Raw genomic sequence first — 17,732 nt, forward strand, 5'->3', positions numbered from 1 at the left:
GGGAGACATCGTCTAACATGTGCCTGATTCATTAGACCAAAACAACGCAAACAAGGGCCGTCCTATACGTCATGCTCATAACGTATAGGACGGCCCCTTCGTATGTTTTTAGTCCGTAGACATAATCTGATTCGTCGCGGCTGGCGGCCTTATCCGATTTTCCCAGCCGGAAGAACCTTCAGTCCTTGATGCACTGCACCCAGCAAACGGTGAGTTGGATCACAGCCGTACTCCCAGAACATGATCCCGGCCAGACCTTGATCCTTTACGTAATCACATTTGCATTGGATCGATTCTTCATCATCATAAGATATGAGGCTGGACCCATTAAACAAAAACGGTGCACAGGCTTCTTCATCCCAATAACGGGTGTAACCATTCTTGTTAATGTACTTCGCTTCCAGCTCGGCAAATGACGGACCGTAGCCGCCTGTGCTGCCGGCCATTTGATGGAGTCCGTGGTTTCGGTCAGGAACCTCAGTCCAGATCCGGGAATAGAAGGCAGCTCCAATCACAATTTTCTCCTTCGGAACGCCTGCGCGAACAAACAGGTTCATGGAAGCATCCGTACTGATTCGAAACAGATCTCCTGTTGGCGTGTACAGATTCGTATGATGTCCGGTCAGAACCTGAAAACCGCCACGCATATCATAGGTCATCAACTGCACGTAGTCCAGGTACTGCTGCACCTCGGCCATCTCTGTACCATCAACGTAGTATTGATCAGCCCCTGCCGCAATGGTGAGCAGATAATGACGGCCATCCGCTTCTCCCTTAGCACTCAGTGCCTCCCGGATTGTCTTGAGAAGTAACGTAAAATTCCGTTTATCATCTGGGCTGGATGCGATACCAGCTTCACCGTAACAAGGATATTCCCAGTCCAGATCGATCCCGTCAAAAGGATATTCCTCCAGCACCCTAACCGCTGATTCAGCCATGCTGTCCCTCCCCGCCTGGGTTGAGGCAGCTTCGGAAAAACCGCCAGCGCTCCATCCACCTACAGACAGCAGCACTTTAAGTTTTGGATGCTCCCGCTTGATGTTCTGGATCACATGGCCATTTTTTAAATGCTCGGTAGTGATTGCATCATTCTTGACATGTCCGAAGGCTATGTTCAGATGTGTTAACTTCAAGAGATCCTCATGTGTCATATCGGGAAGAACTGAATCAACAGCATAACCCGCAGCAATATATTTCGTCACTCTCTTCACTCCGATCCGTTCGATGATTGAGATATCGCAGCAGCAATCTGCAAGGCTTCCTTCCCGGTACCAATCTTGTACCCGGAAGCCGAATAACGAACTTGATACTGAGTATCCAGCACGAACAGATGTGGATAACCCGCTTCGTGAGTTGCAGGCTTCAAAATGAAGCCGGACAAGGAAGCATAACTGGAATCTCGTACAAAAACCGTGCGTACAGGCAGCTTTGGATAACCAGCAGGGTCAAAGGCAGCGTTCCATTCCATATCTCCGATCATGAGTACGATTGGTATACCCAGCCTATCCAGCGGCTCTGCCAGCTCGCACAGTTCACGAATCAGATGTTTGGTCGGTTCCCGCTCCGGTTCAATCCAGGCAGCAATAGCACCCTCCGATCCCAGAAGTTCCTTCAGTTCTACCTCTGAACCGTCCAGAAGGGTCAGTATACTTCCTGGTGCCAGTTTACCCAGTACAGGAATATTAACCTCATTCTCACGATAAGACAATACAACCTCAGTGGTATCTCCGGCGCGCACGGTAAAGTAAACGAATCGTACTTTTGCCGTTCCATCGTTCAGACGAATGCCTGTCGTTAAGCGATAAGCTCCTGCCTCAACCTCATATGGCTCGCTATAGACATTCGTATTGCCATAAGGATAAATCAACGTCTTGTAGACGCCATCTTCCAGACGGGCAAACGTAAAGTTCTCGAAATAGGATGCTTCAGATGTATCCTGCGGAATTTTTATATCCCTATGAAGTCGGAGCATTCCCCAGCTTGTGCTCTCCTGAGTTAGAGGTGAGACGAGACTAAACACTGCATCCTCCCAGCCTTTGTCACTTAGATACTGTGGTTTCTGTGCGCTCGGATGTAATCGGGCCGGAATACCCAGACTGCGACATACAGCCACAAACAAAATATCCAGCGACTGAGAGTCTCCCTTCATTAGACTATACGTCCCTATTGGATTCCCTTTGCCTTTTAGATTAGGAAGATCGTCATAGTACTCATATTGCTGTTCCAGCATTCGGGCAAGCGTCGCAGGATTTTCCCTAAACGTCACTACCTCCTCTGTCGAAAAGGCATTCTGGAATACACCTCGATAAGGGACCAGCATCTCATAGGAGATCCGCGGACACAGGATGTATCTCACAAACGTATCCTCCGCCCAAGATCCTTGCTGCGAGAGCGCACCAATCAGATGACCATCCAGCGTCTGGCGAAAAGTATCAATTAAATCTTTTTCATTCATCGACTCCAGCAACCGGAGCGGCCACTCACCGTATGGATTGGAACGTTCCTCTAGGAAAGCTGCAATTTCCCGGCTGTTCCCCCGTGCCTTGTGGAGAACATCCCATACACGTACCGAGGGCAGTCCAACCTTTTTAGCCAGAGATACAGCTTCCTCCTCACTCAGGAACGTGTCCTCATACTCGCTCCGTGCCTGCGCTCCTTCCTCCAGACGACGATTATGAATCTCAATCTTCTCCTCTGGTAATGCAACCACGACCTCTCCTTCCCTTTCCGGAGGAGGAACCATATCGAAATCTACAATCCCTGTAGGCTGCTCTGACGAGTCCAGCACAAGCTCTACATCCTTATTTTCCTGAGCCTTGAATAGGACCTCACTCCACTTGCCGCCGCTGACCGCACGAATCAAAAGGTCACCACAGCCAGTCTTAAAGGTTGCTTCCCCTTGTGCATCCGTCCTAATCTCGGCAATCGGATAGAATTCAGCCGTATTGTACAGCTCAAAACGAACACTCGCGCCGGGTACGGGCTCTCCCTGCTCATTTTTCACCTTCACATAGATGTTGCGTGTGGGCGCATAGTTCTCAAGTAAATTAATTTCCGTATATCCCTTTTCCGAGAGCGTAATATCCTCTGGTCCGGGATAGTCGGCATAGATCCTCGTATTAATCAGCATGGCCCTGCGGGCTGGCGGGCTGAACCACCCTTGGTTCAGACGGGCTTCCGGCTCGCATGCCCCGATGTAATACCATTGACCATCTGCCCAGGCTTCTACCCAAGCATGGTTGCTGTCACAGTGAGCCCAGCGTGGTGTGTAGACCTGACGGGCAGGTATACCAATACTGCGAAGAGCGGCTACCGCCAGCGTGGATTCTTCGCCGCATCGACCACGAGCATTCCGGATCATCGTCAGCGGTGATATCGTACGCAGATCGCTGCCTATATAGGTCGCTTTTTCATGACACCAGTAATTCGTCTCCAAAATGGCATCTGCCATGGATAAGTTCGTAGTCCGCTCGGCTAATTCGTCATACAATAAGCCGCGGTAATCTTCAATATTTTCCGTATTTATACGATAAGGCAGTACAAAATGAAGGAACAGATGATCAGGAACGCGTTCTCCCCAAGGCACACGTTTGCGGGTGTCCAAAGCCCGGCGCACATGACTCAAGAACAAGTCCCCGTTATAATCAGCCATGTCGTTTACCGGCATATAGGCATAGACATACTTCAACGCCCATGCCTCTTCTTGCGTTAGCTCCTGCTGAAAAACATGAAACAATTCCGATTTGCGGGCCTCTGCAAAACGTACCTTCTCCTGGAACTTCTGCTCAATTATCTCCAATGACTGTGCATCAAGGGAAAATACCAAGGTTTGGCTGGTCATTGCGTTCTCACTCCTTCCACAGCTTTCCGTCTTCCCGAATACAGATCAAGGCCGTTCCGTCCGAAGACGGCGCAGTAATCTGGAAAAGGCTACGAGTCGTTTCAATAACAGGCTCACAGCTCCACGATTCCTCACCCATAAGCAGCTTCACATCCTGTGTAAATTCACCATGGGTTTCATAATAATTGCGTTCACGATAATAGAGCTTGCGAAGCTCCCATTTGATTCGTTCATCTTCCGGCAACTCAAACGACTGATCCGTTCCTTCATCCGAGAATACAACATAACCCCACAACTCCGGGTAATGCATGTTGATGATGCCCATGGGTGACCACACCCAGTTGTCCTCCGGATAAGGTTTTCCAGTATCTGGATTCAGCACCTTGCGGTACTCACCGTCCTGTACCTCGGTCTGCCACTCCACACGCGAGAAGTTGACGCGCCAGAACTCACCCGGCGCAGGTGGACGGTTTCCTTCGGCACATTCTTTTAGACTGGTCCAGGGAATCGCGACTTCCACGCTCCATTTCCGGTTCTCTGCACCAGGTCTGTTCAGTTCCCCGTCGATATATACGGCCGTCTTGAGACCGCTAATATCCCAACCGTTAACCGGAGGCCCACCATCCCGATACGGCTTCACTAATAACAGGTCCCATACCGTATTGAGCGCATTGATCTCGAACTCATAATATTGATGGGAATCCGCGTCGGGATCGATAAAAATCTCGAAGTCATTGTCATAGAAAATAACGGAATCACGTTCAGTCAGGGTAGCCCAGATCTGATCTTCAATCAGCTCGGCAGCAAAATAGAAATAGTCGTCATCCCACAGCATTTTTACCCGTGTCTGTTTCTCTGGCTTCGGACGAAGATCACCTTCGATATCAACGAAATCCTCCGTCCAATGAGCCGCATTCCAAAATGCCTTATCCACACGACCGTCTAACACCAACGGTTCCTGCGCACGCTTGCATATATAATGTTTGGGAGCATACTCAATCCTGGGTTCTGGCACTCCACTTCTGTTCATGTCACTCTCTCCAATTCGTAAGGGAGGGCATGCTTCTACCAGCACACACCCTCCCCGTAATGGTTAGTTATGGGTGACAACGGCTCCAGAGCCGCCGTACATTTCCAGCTCCTCATTGAATTCGATCTTAAGAACGGTCACCTGTTCATGCGTGTCCTCCGGGGTCATCTTGATCCACGTTGTCCCCGGGATATTGAACCAAGGCACGCCCCCATGAATCTCATGATTAAGCTCTTTGCCCGAATGCAGCACGGTAATTTTCTTAATCGGATTGCAGAGACCCTTGATGCACACATTCTCTTTTGGATCGTCATACACAAACAGGTACAGCGTCTTTCGATCCTCTGATACGGTGCTTCCCCCCAGATAATAGCGAGGCATAATGCCTTCCCCCGTACCAAAGACGGCCTCTTCATGGGTTCGGATCCAAGCTCCCAGTCCAAGCAGAATATCCTCCTGCCTCTGATCGATGGTGCCATCTTCACGCGGACCGATATCCAGCAACATATTACCGCCCATCGAAATGCAGTCACAGAACATTCGAATGATCTGATTTAGGGATTTATATTTATGATCGGTTGGCACATAACCCCAAGATCTATTGATCGTGGTGCAGAATTCCCAGGGTCCCTCCGGTCTTGTGATCGGAATGCCTTGCTCAGGCGTTTTGTAATCCCCATAACCTTGAAGGCGGGAGTTGATGATGATATCCGGGTTAAAAGATTGCAGATAATGCTTGAACTCCGGCAGATTCCACTGCTCGGCACTCCGTTCCCAGTCCCCATCAAACCACAGCAGATCCACCTTTCCGTAATTTGTTAAAATCTCTCCCAGTTGATGGTTATTAAATTGCAGGAACTTCTGCCACTTTGCCTGATCTTGAACACCGTCCACAGGACTTGAATGCCGGTTGACACTACTGAGATCCTCCGGTACTTTCCCACCTTCATACACGCTAGGATAATCCGGGTGTGACCAATCAATGAGCGAGTAATACATCCCCAGATGAATGCCCTTTTCCCGAATCGCTTCCGCATATTCCCTCACAATGTCCCGATTCGCTGGTGTCTGTTTGACAACATTGAGATCACTATATTGCGTATCCCATAGAGCAACGCCATCATGATGCTTCGTTGTCAATACGGCATACCGGGCACCAGACTTCTCAATCAATTCCGCCCACTTCTCCGCATTGAATTCCGATGCCGTAAAACCATCCAACTGTTTCATATATTCTTCATAGGATATCCTGCCATTATAGAAGGACCAGGATTCCGCAACCCCGTCCACCGCATAGATGCCATAGTGGATGAATATCCCCAGTTTGGCTTCTTCAAACCATTTCTGCATAACGGTCCACACCTCCCCCGTGAATTCTTATATGCGAAAAATTTAATGCAGCTAACAATATTGAAGCTAACTGCTGTCTTTCTGCATGGGATGTACCTCGATAGGCTTTATTGCCCCGAATTCCAGCGGTCATATGCCCCCTGATACAGTTCGATGATACGGTCACTGCCCATTTTCTTCATCTGTGCAATGTACTTATCCCAGTTCTCAAGTGGTTCCTGGCCGGTCACAAACTTCGCTTCCATCTGTTTAACGTACGTATCCAGGTCAGACAATAGAGCGGTTGCTTCGCTTTGCTCTTCATTCGTCAAATACACGTTAGGAAATGGCGCTTTTCCGATAGGTACCAACTTCTCTTGATTCTGCTGGTCAATCCACTCATCAAATTCGGTGCGTAGACCCTTCGCTACATCCGGATCATTAATACCCGGTGTCAAGATACCAAAGTTCGGCGTGATTTTACCGCGGTATTCCTCACGATCACCGCCGCCAGGAACGGGGAGCCACTCTTTCACGTGATTTTCCTTGTCTTTGAATTTCCACAACACACCTTCCGGACCTTGATTGAACAGTGTCGCACCGTCATAGCTGTATAAGTAATCGATCCATCGCATCGTCGCCTCGGGTGACGGGTTGCTGCTTGTAATAGCAAAGGTACCGCGAGCCGACATGCCCGGATGCTTGCCGTATACCGGAGAGTCTGCCACCTCGCTCTTCACGGGTGTCATCAGCGGATGATCCGTGCTAGGTTCACCACCGAGTGTGAAGTATGGATGGTAATCGTTGAACAGTGCAAGTTTGTTGCTTTCACCTTTAGCTTTTTTCTGATCACCTGTTTGAGAGAAGGTCTCATGATCCAGCAAGTCTTCCTTCCACAAGCGGTTCATGAACGTCAGATAACCTTTGTAGCCCTCTTCTTGATAAGGATAGTGAACTTTACCGTCCTTATCGGAATAGATGCCTTCGTTGTACATTCCCCAGAAGCCGAAGAAAAACATGCGAAGATCATCCAGTTTTACAGAAGTAAGCGGAATTTCATCTTGTTGGCCATTGCCATTGGGATCTTCTTCTTTTACACGCTTGAGATACGTATACAATTCTTCCGTAGTCTTGGGCTCTTCTACGTTAAGTGCCTTCAAGAATTCCCCGTTGTACCACATTGGGCCTCTATACCACACGGCGGCTTTATCAATGAATGGGAGTGCATACATATGCCCATCAGGTGTTGTAAATGATTTGCGGACATCCGGGTTCTCATCGAGAATCTTTTTGATATTCGGGGCGTAACCTTCGTCAATGTATTTTTCCAACGGGATCAGGATGCCCTGGCTGCCATAAGTCACCTGTTCGGCTGGCTTGAGGTCCGCAGCATAGAACATATCCGGCAAGTCTCCGCTCGCGAAAACCAGATTTTTCTTCGTTTCAAAGCTGTCGATTGGTGAGAGCTGGTATTCCAGCTTGATGCCCGACAGTTTCTCCATTTCTTGCAGCACAGGCATCGTGCTCCAGTCGGCTACGCCCGCATCCTGGGACATGACCTTTAACGTTAGCGTTTTGTCTACAATGGGGAAACCTTCTTTTTTGACCCCCTCTACTTTGGTGGTCGTGCTTCCGTCTTCATTGGTTGAACCACAAGCTGCAAGCAATGTTGCGAATAAGGTGAGACAGAGTGTAATGGATGAAGCCTTGCGAAGCTTTTTCATAACAACAACTCCCCTTGTTTAATGTGGTATATGGATTAAGATCATCCCTTAACGGAACCGATCATAACACCCTGTACAAAGTAACGCTGGAGGAATGGATACACCGCAATGACAGGTAGGGTGGCAACAATAATGACGGCATATTTAACCAGTGCAGCGATCTCCGCTTTGGTATTCATCGCCGTGGCTGAAGACGTATCGATAGCGCCTCCCCCTTGAGCCGCCATTTCTTGAAGCACCAGAATCTGGCGCAGAAAGAGCTGTAGCGGGTACTTGGAGGAATCATTCAGATAGATCATGGCACTAAAATAGCTGTTCCAGTGTCCGACTCCATAGAAGAGCGCCATCACTGCAATGATTGGCATCGAAAGCGGGAGCACAATCTTGATGAACAACCGGGTGTTGGTACACCCATCAATATGCGCCGCTTCCTGTAACTCCTTGGGAATGGTCGATTGGAAGAACGTCCGGCATACGATAATATTCCAGATGGATGCAGCCCCGGGCAGAATAAGTGCCCACATGCTGTTCACCATACCAAGATCCTTGACCAGCAGGTAACTTGGGACAAGCCCTCCGCCGAAGAACATCGTTACCATAAACATCGCCATGAAGAATCCGCGTCCCACAAAGTCCGAGCGGCTGAGCGCATAGGCTGCCGGTAGTGTAACAATCAGGTTAACGATGGTGCCTACAACGGTATAGATAATCGTATTTTTGTACCCAATCCAGATGTTGGTGTTCTCAAACACCCGGGCGTAACCTTCAAACGTAATCCCTTTTGGAAGCAGCCACATCTCACCGGAGGCTACATATTTGGGATCACTGATTGAAGCACTGATGATGTATAACAGCGGATACAGCACAATGACGAGCGCTACCGTCAGATAGATGTAATTACACAATAAGAACAATTTATCACTTCTACTTTCTTTCACAGCGGATGACATGTATATTCCCCTCCTTTTACCATAGGCTGTTTTCACTGGTGCGGCGTGCAATCTGATTCACGGTAATAAGCAGAATCGCATTCACTACGGAGTTGAACAATCCCACCGCCGTAGAGAAACTGTACTGCGCATCGACCAGACCGGATCGATAGACAAATGTTGAGATGACATCGGACGAGCCCATGTTCAGCGGATTTTGCAGCAGCAGGATTTTCTCGAATCCGACGCCCAGAATACTGCCCATATTCAGAATTAACAAGATGGTGATCGTAGGGATGATCGCTGGAATGTTAATATGCAAAATCCGTTTGAACCGGCTCGCACCATCCACCACAGCCGCTTCATGCAGTTGCGGGTCCACACCCGATAAAGCGGCAAGGTATATAATGGTGCCCCAGCCTGCACTTTGCCAGACTCCTGATAGTACATACACTGTCTTGAACCACGCAGGGTCCGTCAGGAATTGAGGTGCCTGGAATCCAAGGGCCTGTACCAAATTGACAATCATGCCTGACGAGGGTGATAAAAAGGTAATGATCATCCCCGACATCACCACGACCGAAATGAAATGCGGTGCATACGTGACGGTCTGCACAGTACGCTTGAAGAAGGAATCCTTCACTTCATTGAACGATAACGCCAGAATAATCGGCAGTGGAAAACCTATAGCCAGCTCATACAAGCTGATGCTAAGGGTATTCCATAGTAAATCCCAGAAATAATACGAATTGAAGAAACGGATGAAATGATCGAATCCGACCCATGGGCTTCCTGTGACACCAAGCGTTGGGATAAAGTTTTTAAATGCAATTTGTATGCCGTACATCGGACCATAATGGAATATCAGAAAGTATAAAAAGGCTGGCGCAATAAACAGATACAACTCCCAGTTCCGAATCGTCCTTCTCCATAATTTATTTTTCTTACTGCTCGGATTGGTGTATACCGATAAGTTTTGCGATAAGGCGGACTTCCCATCTGGTTGCATCAGTTGTTTCCTCCTTTTTTGGTAACGCTTACATACTGAGTTTATGGATCATTTTCGAATCCGTAAATATGCCATTTCCATCTTCACTTCTAAAATCACGGAATATACTGTTACAACAGGGGTTTACACTTTTGTTGCCAGCTTGTCATTGTCATTTCGCGGGTATAAAACATGTAGAATTTGACCTATTTCCCTCCTGTAGTTGTCATTGAGAGTTTCATCACATCAACTTGAAAGATGTCAGATCCGAACTTAGGTTAGAAAACAGACCTTAAAGTCAAAACCCACATATACGCATGGGACACGGTATTGATGTCTACAGCCATCATACTGAATTCTAAGGTTTGCAGGTTTCAAGGTTTTACCGACGTGATACAATGTAATATTATCTATCATACATCTCTCGCAAACTACAAGCCTGTAATGGCTTGCCTTTATTCTATATTTCTCCTCCCTCTTTCGTATATATGTTGTTTTTATCTTTGCCTTCAGGATACATAAACGCTTATAAACACTAGTAATTTGGAGTCATATATGTAAATTTTGCACAAGGTGTGGAATCTGAAAACAGTAGATATTTCGGAAAAGACCATTAAAAAAAGCCATTCCGCTAACACGAACTGGCTTTACATCCTAAGTAGATATCCATTTCTTTATAAAAAAGCGACAGGATTAATTACACTAAATGTAATATAAATAATCATATGAAAACCTGTGTACAGTTTCAACTCAAATAAAAAACCACTCTCCATACATGTATGGAGAGTGGTTTGGAAGATACACATCCGTTTTAACCATGTTCAGTTTGTAGGGTTTGCAGTGAATTTACTTACCAGAAGGTTGAGCTTCTGCTGTATACCCTGTTGGGATATCCGTTTCTGCAGTCACATTGGTGATAACCATCGGATACATCATGTCTGGATCAGGTTGAATAATGGAATAGAGCACGATAGCGCGTCCATCCTTCTCCAATTTCACATCATCAATCTTCAATCCATAACCAGGATGCGGCATTTCAGCACTGAGTTTAACTTTGGTTGTTTTGTCATCAACCTTGGTCGTTGTTACTTCAGGTACAATCGCTTGTTGGCCTTCACCTGGATTGGTTGGAGTTGGCTCTGCTGAGCCGCCATTGCCGTGTTTATCCACAAATTCAAGTGCATTAAAGATCATGCTTGCAGCCTCCATACGGGTAAGCGACTGATCTGGACGGAAGTTACCGTCCTTATCCAGTTCAATGATGTTCATGTTCAGCAGGTTCTGGACTGCAGATATGGCGTCCTTACCGATTTTATTTTCGTCCTTAACAAGATTATACTTCATGATGACCGGATAATTCCCGGTTGTGTTAATCCCTTCATTCAGCAAAATGACAAACAGTTCACGTGTCATCTTGCCCTGCGGGTTCACTTCAACCGGAATGGACAGTCCATTCTGAGTAGCGGCCTGCACCGCATCGGCATACCACGTATCCGGACTGATTTTATTCTGAGCGGATGCTTCCGCAAATTCATTTTTCAGACCAAATGCATTCACAATCAGTTGAACACCCTGTGGCTCGGACAATGCAAGATCTGGACGGAACAGATCCGCCGTTACTCCGTTAACAATACCTTTTGATTTCAATGAATCCACAACCGACTTCTGACCTTCATCCTTCACATCTGTGAAAGCAAATACCGATGCACCTCCTGCTGTCAAAGAAACGCAGAGCGCAAGTGTTGCAGCCAAACCTTTTTTATGTTTCATTTCCTGGCACCTCCATATGATTAGTAAAGCCTATTTTTTACCTCTTCATTCCTACAGACGGGGCATCCTTAGAAAATGTTTCAGTAATTTCGACATCTGGTGAATACAACACGAGAACACTGCATAGAGCTCCTTTCCGACGTCGATAATCCGATCACCTGCTTTTTGCTAACTGGCTTCGTTGACATCCCATCGGATTAGCGCAAAAATAAGAATAGAGAAATCTATCGGATGACGGATAAACAACGAACTTGATCGCATACAGTAAGAGGGCACGACGCGCTAATAACAGGTGTCGGCCCTTTTCTTGACTCCACCTGCCTGAACTGACTTCACCTATAACAAAAGGAGAACAACGCTTATGTCCAAGAAAGGATTACTCCGCGGTTATGTTGTGTCGAACTGGCCTGTTTATCTGGTTGCTGTTCTTCTGATCATCGCCTCCAATGTCGGGCAAGCTTCCTTGCCCCGCTTACTCGGTAGCTTCACGGATCAGTTGATGCAGAACTCTCTTCAGATGCAGACGGTCGTAAGGTACAGCCTGTCCCTTCTAGCTATTGCCATCGGGTATAATCTGCTGTTCGGTACCGGGCAATTCATGATTATGAAGCTCGGTCGACGCTTCGAATTCATGACACGTGAGCGTATATTCAGTAAGTTTTCCGAACTTAGCGAACATTATTTCTCCAAACAGGGGAACGGAAAGCTGCTCAGTTATGTCATGAATGACGTTACTTCCGTACGTGAAGCGATATCCAATGGTGTGACGCTCATGACCAATGCCACCTTCCTGCTGTTGTCCTGCATTGTCATGATGCTGCTTAGCGGGATTCCGTTGACGCTCATTTTAATCAGTGTTGTTCCTTTGCTGGCGATTCCATTTCTGGTCGTGTTTTTTGGTCCGCGGATTCGCAAGCGCTCTCGCGACGTGCAGGAAGCTCTTGCAACCATGACGGAATCGGCGGAAGAGCAGCTGGGTGGCATTCGCGTAACCAAGACGTTTGCCATCGAAGACAGTGCTCGTGCACGCTTTGGAACTACCGTCGATGAGATCAAGAGCAAACAGCTTCGACTGGTTCGTCTGTCTTCCTTGTTTCAAGCCTTGCTACCACTGCTGGGAGCTATCTCATTGGTCGTTTCTCTGCTTGTCGGAGGTATTATGACCATGCAGAATTCAATTACACTCGGGAGTTTTGTCGCCTTAACCTTATATCTGCGCATTATTATGGGACCGCTTCAACAGATCGGCAATGTTATTAATACCGTTCAGCGCTCAGGCGCATCACTGGAACGAGTGAATGACCTGCTCAGCGAAGTAGCGGATGTACGTGAACTTCCTGAAGCCACATCGCTCCAAACCGTACAAGATATCTCCATGGAGAATCTAACCTTCTCCTATCCTGGCAGTTCATCTCCTGCTCTCAAAAACATTCAACTCAATATCCGTGCCGGGCGAACGGTCGGTATTGTAGGCAAGACCGGGTCAGGTAAAAGTACCCTCGTTAAGTTATTGCTGCGTACATATGAACCACCTGAAGGAACGATTCGCATCAATGGCACCGATATTCGGAAGCTGTCGCTGGAAAGCCTAAGATCGCGCATCGCCTATGTCCCTCAGGATGGATTCCTGTTTAGTACCACGATCCGGGATAACATCGCATTCAGCGACCGGGAAGTATCGCTGGATACAGTGGAACATAGTGCACGGCAAGCCATGATCTATGATAATATTGTCCGTTTTCCTGATCGCTTCGATACACTGCTTGGCGAACGTGGACTCACCTTGTCTGGTGGACAGCGTCAGCGAACCAGCCTTGCAAGAGGACTGATCAAACAAGCACAGTTACTTATTCTGGATGACAGCATGAGTGCGGTTGATGCTGTCACCGAGAGTGGTATTCTGCGTAGCCTGCGTGAGATCGGCAAGGGCAAGACTACATTAATCATCTCTCATCGCATCAGCGCGGTCCGTCACGCCGACGATATTATCGTTCTGGATGAAGGGCGAGTCGCTGAACAGGGAACACATGCGCAGTTGATGGCTGCCAAGGGGTTATATGCGGCCACCTACCGTTTGCAGGAGGAGGGATTACATCATGTCTAACGCTAACGCTGAACTTCACCAAGATGCAGAGGCCGATCAGAGTAAACGAACTTCGTTTAAGGCGATGATGGCATACGCCAAACCGCATAAATGGGCTTTTGCCGGTATCTTCTTCTGTTCACTGCTTGGCATATCGGCAGATCTGCTGCAACCCTATCTGGTGAAGATCGCCATCGATGATCATCTGGCCGTGGGCCAGACCAGTGTGGGCTTTCTCGTTCAGCTCGCAGCCATCTTTCTCGGGCTGGCTGTCATCAGTTTTATTTTTACCTATATCCAGAATAATCTGTTGCAGCACGTAGGGCAGAACATTGTATCCCGGATCAGAAAGGACCTGTTCAAGCATATCTCCAAGATGTCCATGTCCTTCTTTGACCGTTTTCATATCGGCAGTCTGGTCACAAACGTATCCAGTGATACGGAGACCATCAGCAGCTTTTTCACTCAAGTACTGCTCAGTCTGATTCGGGATGGTATGATGCTGGTGCTCATTATCGTCTTTATGTTCCAACTTGATCCTGTGCTGGCGACATACTCCCTGATCGTTCTGCCTGTCATTGCGGTGGTTGCGGTATTATTCCGTAGTCGACTGCGGAAAGCTTATCAAAATGCCCGTACGCGTCTTTCCCGTCTGATCGCATTTACGGCGGAGAACTTGTCCGGCATGTTCCTGATTCAAGCTTTTCACCAGGAGGAAGAACAGAAGAAACGTTTCTCGGAACAGAATGCGCTCCATCTGAAAGCCAACATTGCGCAAGCCCGTTCCAATGTCATCTTCAACCGGACATTTGATATCCTTGGCAATGCAGCACTGGTCATGATGGTCTGGCTTGGAGGTCGCGCCGTACTGGGTGAGTCCCTGCAAGTCGGGGTATTGTATGCGTTTATCAGCTATATCCGCCAGTTCTTTCAACCGATTAACCAGATTACGATGCAATGGAATACATTCCAGTCCACGACCGTATCGATGGATCGCATCTGGAACATTCTGAATACACGGCCTGAAGTTGCTGATCCCAAACCCGGTATGGCCTCCTCTCTTGAACCACAAAATGTGATGGGCCAGATTGATTTTAATGATGTGTCGTTTGGTTATCGGGCAGACCGGCCCTTGATCCAACAGATGAACCTGCACCTCTATCCGGGTGAAATGGTAGGTATCGTGGGCACAACAGGTGCTGGCAAAAGTACACTGATCTCCCTGCTCAATCGCTTCTATGATGTAGACAAGGGTAGTATCGAGATTGATGGTACCGATATTCGGCAGCTGCCGCAGGCTAAGCTTCATCGTATCGTGGGTCTGATTCAACAGGAACCTTTCCTGTTCTCCGGTTCCATTATTGATAATGTGAGGATGTTTCGTGAGGATATTACGCGAGAGCAGGCAATTGAGGCCTGTCGGTTTGTCGGGGCACATACGATGATTTCACGGTTGCCTCAAGGATATGATACGCATCTATCCGAACGCGGAAGCGGACTATCCGCCGGGGAGCGGCAGTTGATTTCATTTGCCCGAATCGTGGTGTTCCAGCCCCGAGTGCTCATCCTGGATGAGGCAACCGCCAATCTGGACTCACACACGGAACAGCTTGTGCAGCAGGCGCTGGAATCGGTATCCCAGGGACGCACCACCATTGTTATTGCTCATCGTCTGTCCACGGTGATGCATGCCGATCGAATTCTGGTGATGGAAAATGGTGAGATTGTGGAGGAAGGACCGCACCAGGAACTAATCGCAGCCAAAGGTGTATATGCAGACTTGTACACCCATGCGCGTGATGCAGGTAAAAATTCAGCTATATCAGGGTAATGAAACTGAGTTATAGTAAATACAGAACGTTGAACATGCCGCTCTGCTTATGCAGGCGGCACGTTTGGCATATCGATCAGCATTGTTAATTAGGAGGAACATCTATGCAACAACCCGAAACACCCAAGCGTGACCATCAGCAGATTCGTTACCAACGCAGCACAGCTCTATGGAAGGGAAGTTTATGCTTCCTTTTCCTTCTCTTGTGCGTGAGCTTATTATGGATCATCGTGGACGGACAAGCCGAAAGACTGGAGACCATATACTATTCCATTGCAGCCGTGCTGGGTATGTGGTTGATCGGACCGCTGTTCTTCATGTTTGTGTCACGACTAACCAGAACCCCTGCCGTGTTGTTATCCTGGGATGATGATGCGTTAAGCACGGGCAAACGTAAGATTGCTTGGAGCCAGATTCGCAAAGTCGAACTCGCCTCACCTGCCCGCAGCAAGTGGCTCCTGTCCGCTTCTCCCATGTTTGTCCTGTACTTAAAAGACGGCACACGGTCTCATATTCAGACAGATCATCTGCTGAGCAAAAAAGAGCTGAACCAGGCGGTGTCCTTACTTCAGGAGACTTTGCTGGAACAGCAACAGGATCGTTGAGTACCGGGATGGATGAGGACAAGCTCCCCACACATCACTGTGATTTCTCTACACCTATGGACAGGCTGACTTTGTAATTGCCGTAAGGCAACAACGCTTCAAGCAGTTGGCCAAGCTGCTCTGTGGTGCCAGTCTGCACTCTCATCAGATAACAGCCTTCTCCACTGACGCGATGGACTTCAACGATGTCCTCACGTTCAGCAATGAATGTACGAAAGGCGGCATGTCTGTCGCCGGAGTTCAAGAAAACTGTGACAAAGGCCTGTAGACCAAGGCCAAGGCGTTCCGGGTTCCATTTTACCGTATACCCTTCAATCACACCCAGATCTTGCAGCTTGCGCACTCTTGCACCAACCGCCTGTCCCGTGAGATGAACCTCTTCACCGATCTCTTTGTGAGAACGTTTGGCATCCTGAATCAGAATCTGCAAAATACGTATATCCGTGTCATCTATCATTTCATTCATCTTGCTTCAGCAATCCTTTCACGGTGAAATTAGCGTGGCCTAATTCCATTCATCATGTTATGTACGCCGTTAAACGGGTTGTATACCATATAGGGTAATACTATTAAACAACTCGAAGGAGTGCAAATATAATGAAAATTCAATTGATTCGCAATGCTACACTGTGGCTGGAATACGGAGGGCTGAACATTCTCGTTGATCCGATGCTGATGAACGCCGAAGTCATGCCTGCATTCCCGAACACACCGAATGAGCTACGTAACCCGAGAGTCGGTCTGCCCGAAACCGAAACGGATTATCTGAATCCGGATCTGTTGATTGTGACACACACGCATGTGGACCACTGGGATGAAGCAGCGGCGAAACAACTTGGCAAAGACATTCCCCTGATCTGCCAGCCTGGGGATGAGAATGTATTTCTAGGTGCCGGATTCACGAATGTAACAGCTGTAGATGAAAAACATGAGCATCACTCTGTCCGATTTGCCCGTACATCCGGGCATCATGGCACAGGTGAAATCGGTGAACGTATGGGCAAGGTGTCCGGCTTCGTACTTGAAGCAGATGCAGAACCTGTCACCTATATTGCGGGGGATACCATCTGGTGTGAAGAACCTGCTGAGGCCATCCGCCAATATACGCCTGAAGTCATTGTCGTGAATGCCGGAGGTGCACGCTTCGTGGAGGGTGATCCCATTACGATGGACGGGCCTGACGTTGTCGCCGTGAAGCGCCATGCGCCATCTGCTCATGTCATCGCTGTGCACATGGATGCGATTAACCATTGTGTGATGTCTCGTACGGATCTTGCGACTTATCTGGCATCCGAGCAGTTGGATGGTCAGGTGCTCATCCCACGTGACGGTGAAAGTTTTGAGTTTTGAATTGGAGCGGAAGCTACGCTGAATCAAAGCGAAAGAGAAATAACCTTTTCACACAGGTGGGTCGATTGTAACGAACTCAGCACACGTTATTAGTCTGTTTTTGGATACTCTAATATTCTCACGAATCCTAGAAACCTTATTTCCGCTCTGGGCATGCTTTTACCGAGATTTATCCGTCTTTTTGCTAGGATAACGTGTCTCCGATTCGTTAAATTTCTACTATAACGATAATCGGCACAATAAGGTGTCCTA

At 48.0% G+C, this 17,732-nt stretch carries 13 protein-coding genes; 4 read left to right on the forward strand and 9 right to left on the reverse strand.

Going from position 1 to position 17,732, the window contains the following annotated elements; translation table 11 throughout:
* Positions 1-149: 149 nt before the first annotated feature.
* The 8 genes from MHB71_RS19110 to MHB71_RS19145 all read right to left on the reverse strand — a co-directional run bounded on the left by MHB71_RS19110 (position 150) and on the right by MHB71_RS19145 (position 11,611).
* On the reverse strand, positions 150-1,202 hold the full coding sequence (locus MHB71_RS19110) for a glycoside hydrolase family 18 protein (protein WP_340027272.1): 1,053 nt from the start codon (positions 1,200-1,202) through the stop codon (positions 150-152).
* Between the two features lie 5 nt (positions 1,203-1,207).
* On the reverse strand, positions 1,208-3,841 hold the full coding sequence (locus MHB71_RS19115; RefSeq protein WP_340027273.1) for a transglutaminase domain-containing protein: 2,634 nt from the start codon (positions 3,839-3,841) through the stop codon (positions 1,208-1,210).
* Between the two features lie 7 nt (positions 3,842-3,848).
* Entirely contained in the window at positions 3,849-4,871 is a 1,023-nt protein-coding gene (locus MHB71_RS19120; RefSeq protein ID WP_340027274.1) for a carbohydrate-binding family 9-like protein, read from the reverse strand.
* 63 nt (positions 4,872-4,934) lie between these two features.
* A complete protein-coding gene (locus MHB71_RS19125; RefSeq protein ID WP_036668769.1) occupies positions 4,935-6,221 on the reverse strand; it encodes an alpha-L-fucosidase in 1,287 nt (428 codons plus the stop codon).
* 107 nt (positions 6,222-6,328) lie between these two features.
* The gene (locus MHB71_RS19130; protein ID WP_340027275.1) at positions 6,329-7,924 is read right to left on the reverse strand and encodes an extracellular solute-binding protein; all 1,596 of its coding nucleotides are present in this window, start codon (positions 7,922-7,924) and stop codon (positions 6,329-6,331) included.
* A 41-nt stretch (positions 7,925-7,965) separates the two neighbouring features.
* Positions 7,966-8,874, reverse strand: a complete 909-nt coding sequence (locus MHB71_RS19135; RefSeq protein WP_036668765.1) for a carbohydrate ABC transporter permease — start codon at positions 8,872-8,874, stop codon at positions 7,966-7,968.
* Positions 8,875-8,890: 16 nt separating this feature from the next.
* A complete protein-coding gene (locus MHB71_RS19140) occupies positions 8,891-9,862 on the reverse strand; it encodes an ABC transporter permease subunit (RefSeq protein WP_340027276.1) in 972 nt (323 codons plus the stop codon).
* A gap of 825 nt (positions 9,863-10,687) precedes the next feature.
* On the reverse strand, positions 10,688-11,611 hold the full coding sequence (locus MHB71_RS19145) for an S-layer homology domain-containing protein (protein WP_047841909.1): 924 nt from the start codon (positions 11,609-11,611) through the stop codon (positions 10,688-10,690).
* 361 nt (positions 11,612-11,972) lie between these two features.
* Here MHB71_RS19145 and MHB71_RS19150 point away from each other — a divergent pair, with 361 nt between their 5' ends.
* The 3 genes from MHB71_RS19150 (at position 11,973) to MHB71_RS19160 (ending at position 16,130) form a co-directional block, all read left to right on the forward strand.
* Entirely contained in the window at positions 11,973-13,715 is a 1,743-nt protein-coding gene (locus MHB71_RS19150) for an ABC transporter ATP-binding protein (RefSeq protein ID WP_340027277.1), read from the forward strand.
* Positions 13,708-15,525: an ABC transporter ATP-binding protein gene (locus tag MHB71_RS19155; RefSeq protein WP_340027278.1), complete on the forward strand. Its 1,818-nt coding sequence runs from the start codon at positions 13,708-13,710 to the stop codon at positions 15,523-15,525. Before MHB71_RS19150 ends, MHB71_RS19155 begins: the two co-directional genes overlap by 8 nt.
* A 104-nt stretch (positions 15,526-15,629) precedes the next feature.
* Positions 15,630-16,130, forward strand: coding sequence for a hypothetical protein (locus tag MHB71_RS19160; protein ID WP_340027279.1), 501 nt, complete (start codon positions 15,630-15,632; stop codon positions 16,128-16,130).
* Positions 16,131-16,164: 34 nt separating this feature from the next.
* Here MHB71_RS19160 and MHB71_RS19165 read toward each other — a convergent pair whose 3' ends face one another.
* A complete protein-coding gene (locus MHB71_RS19165) occupies positions 16,165-16,596 on the reverse strand; it encodes an Lrp/AsnC family transcriptional regulator (protein ID WP_036611514.1) in 432 nt (143 codons plus the stop codon).
* Between the two features lie 131 nt (positions 16,597-16,727).
* Here MHB71_RS19165 and MHB71_RS19170 point away from each other — a divergent pair, with 131 nt between their 5' ends.
* Positions 16,728-17,480 (forward strand): MBL fold metallo-hydrolase, encoded by a 753-nt coding sequence (locus MHB71_RS19170; RefSeq protein WP_340027280.1) that lies wholly within the window; start codon positions 16,728-16,730, stop codon positions 17,478-17,480.
* Positions 17,481-17,732: the final 252 nt, after the last annotated feature.

The organism is Paenibacillus sp. FSL H7-0940 (assembly GCF_037979415.1).
Classification (GTDB): domain Bacteria; phylum Bacillota; class Bacilli; order Paenibacillales; family Paenibacillaceae; genus Paenibacillus; species Paenibacillus amylolyticus.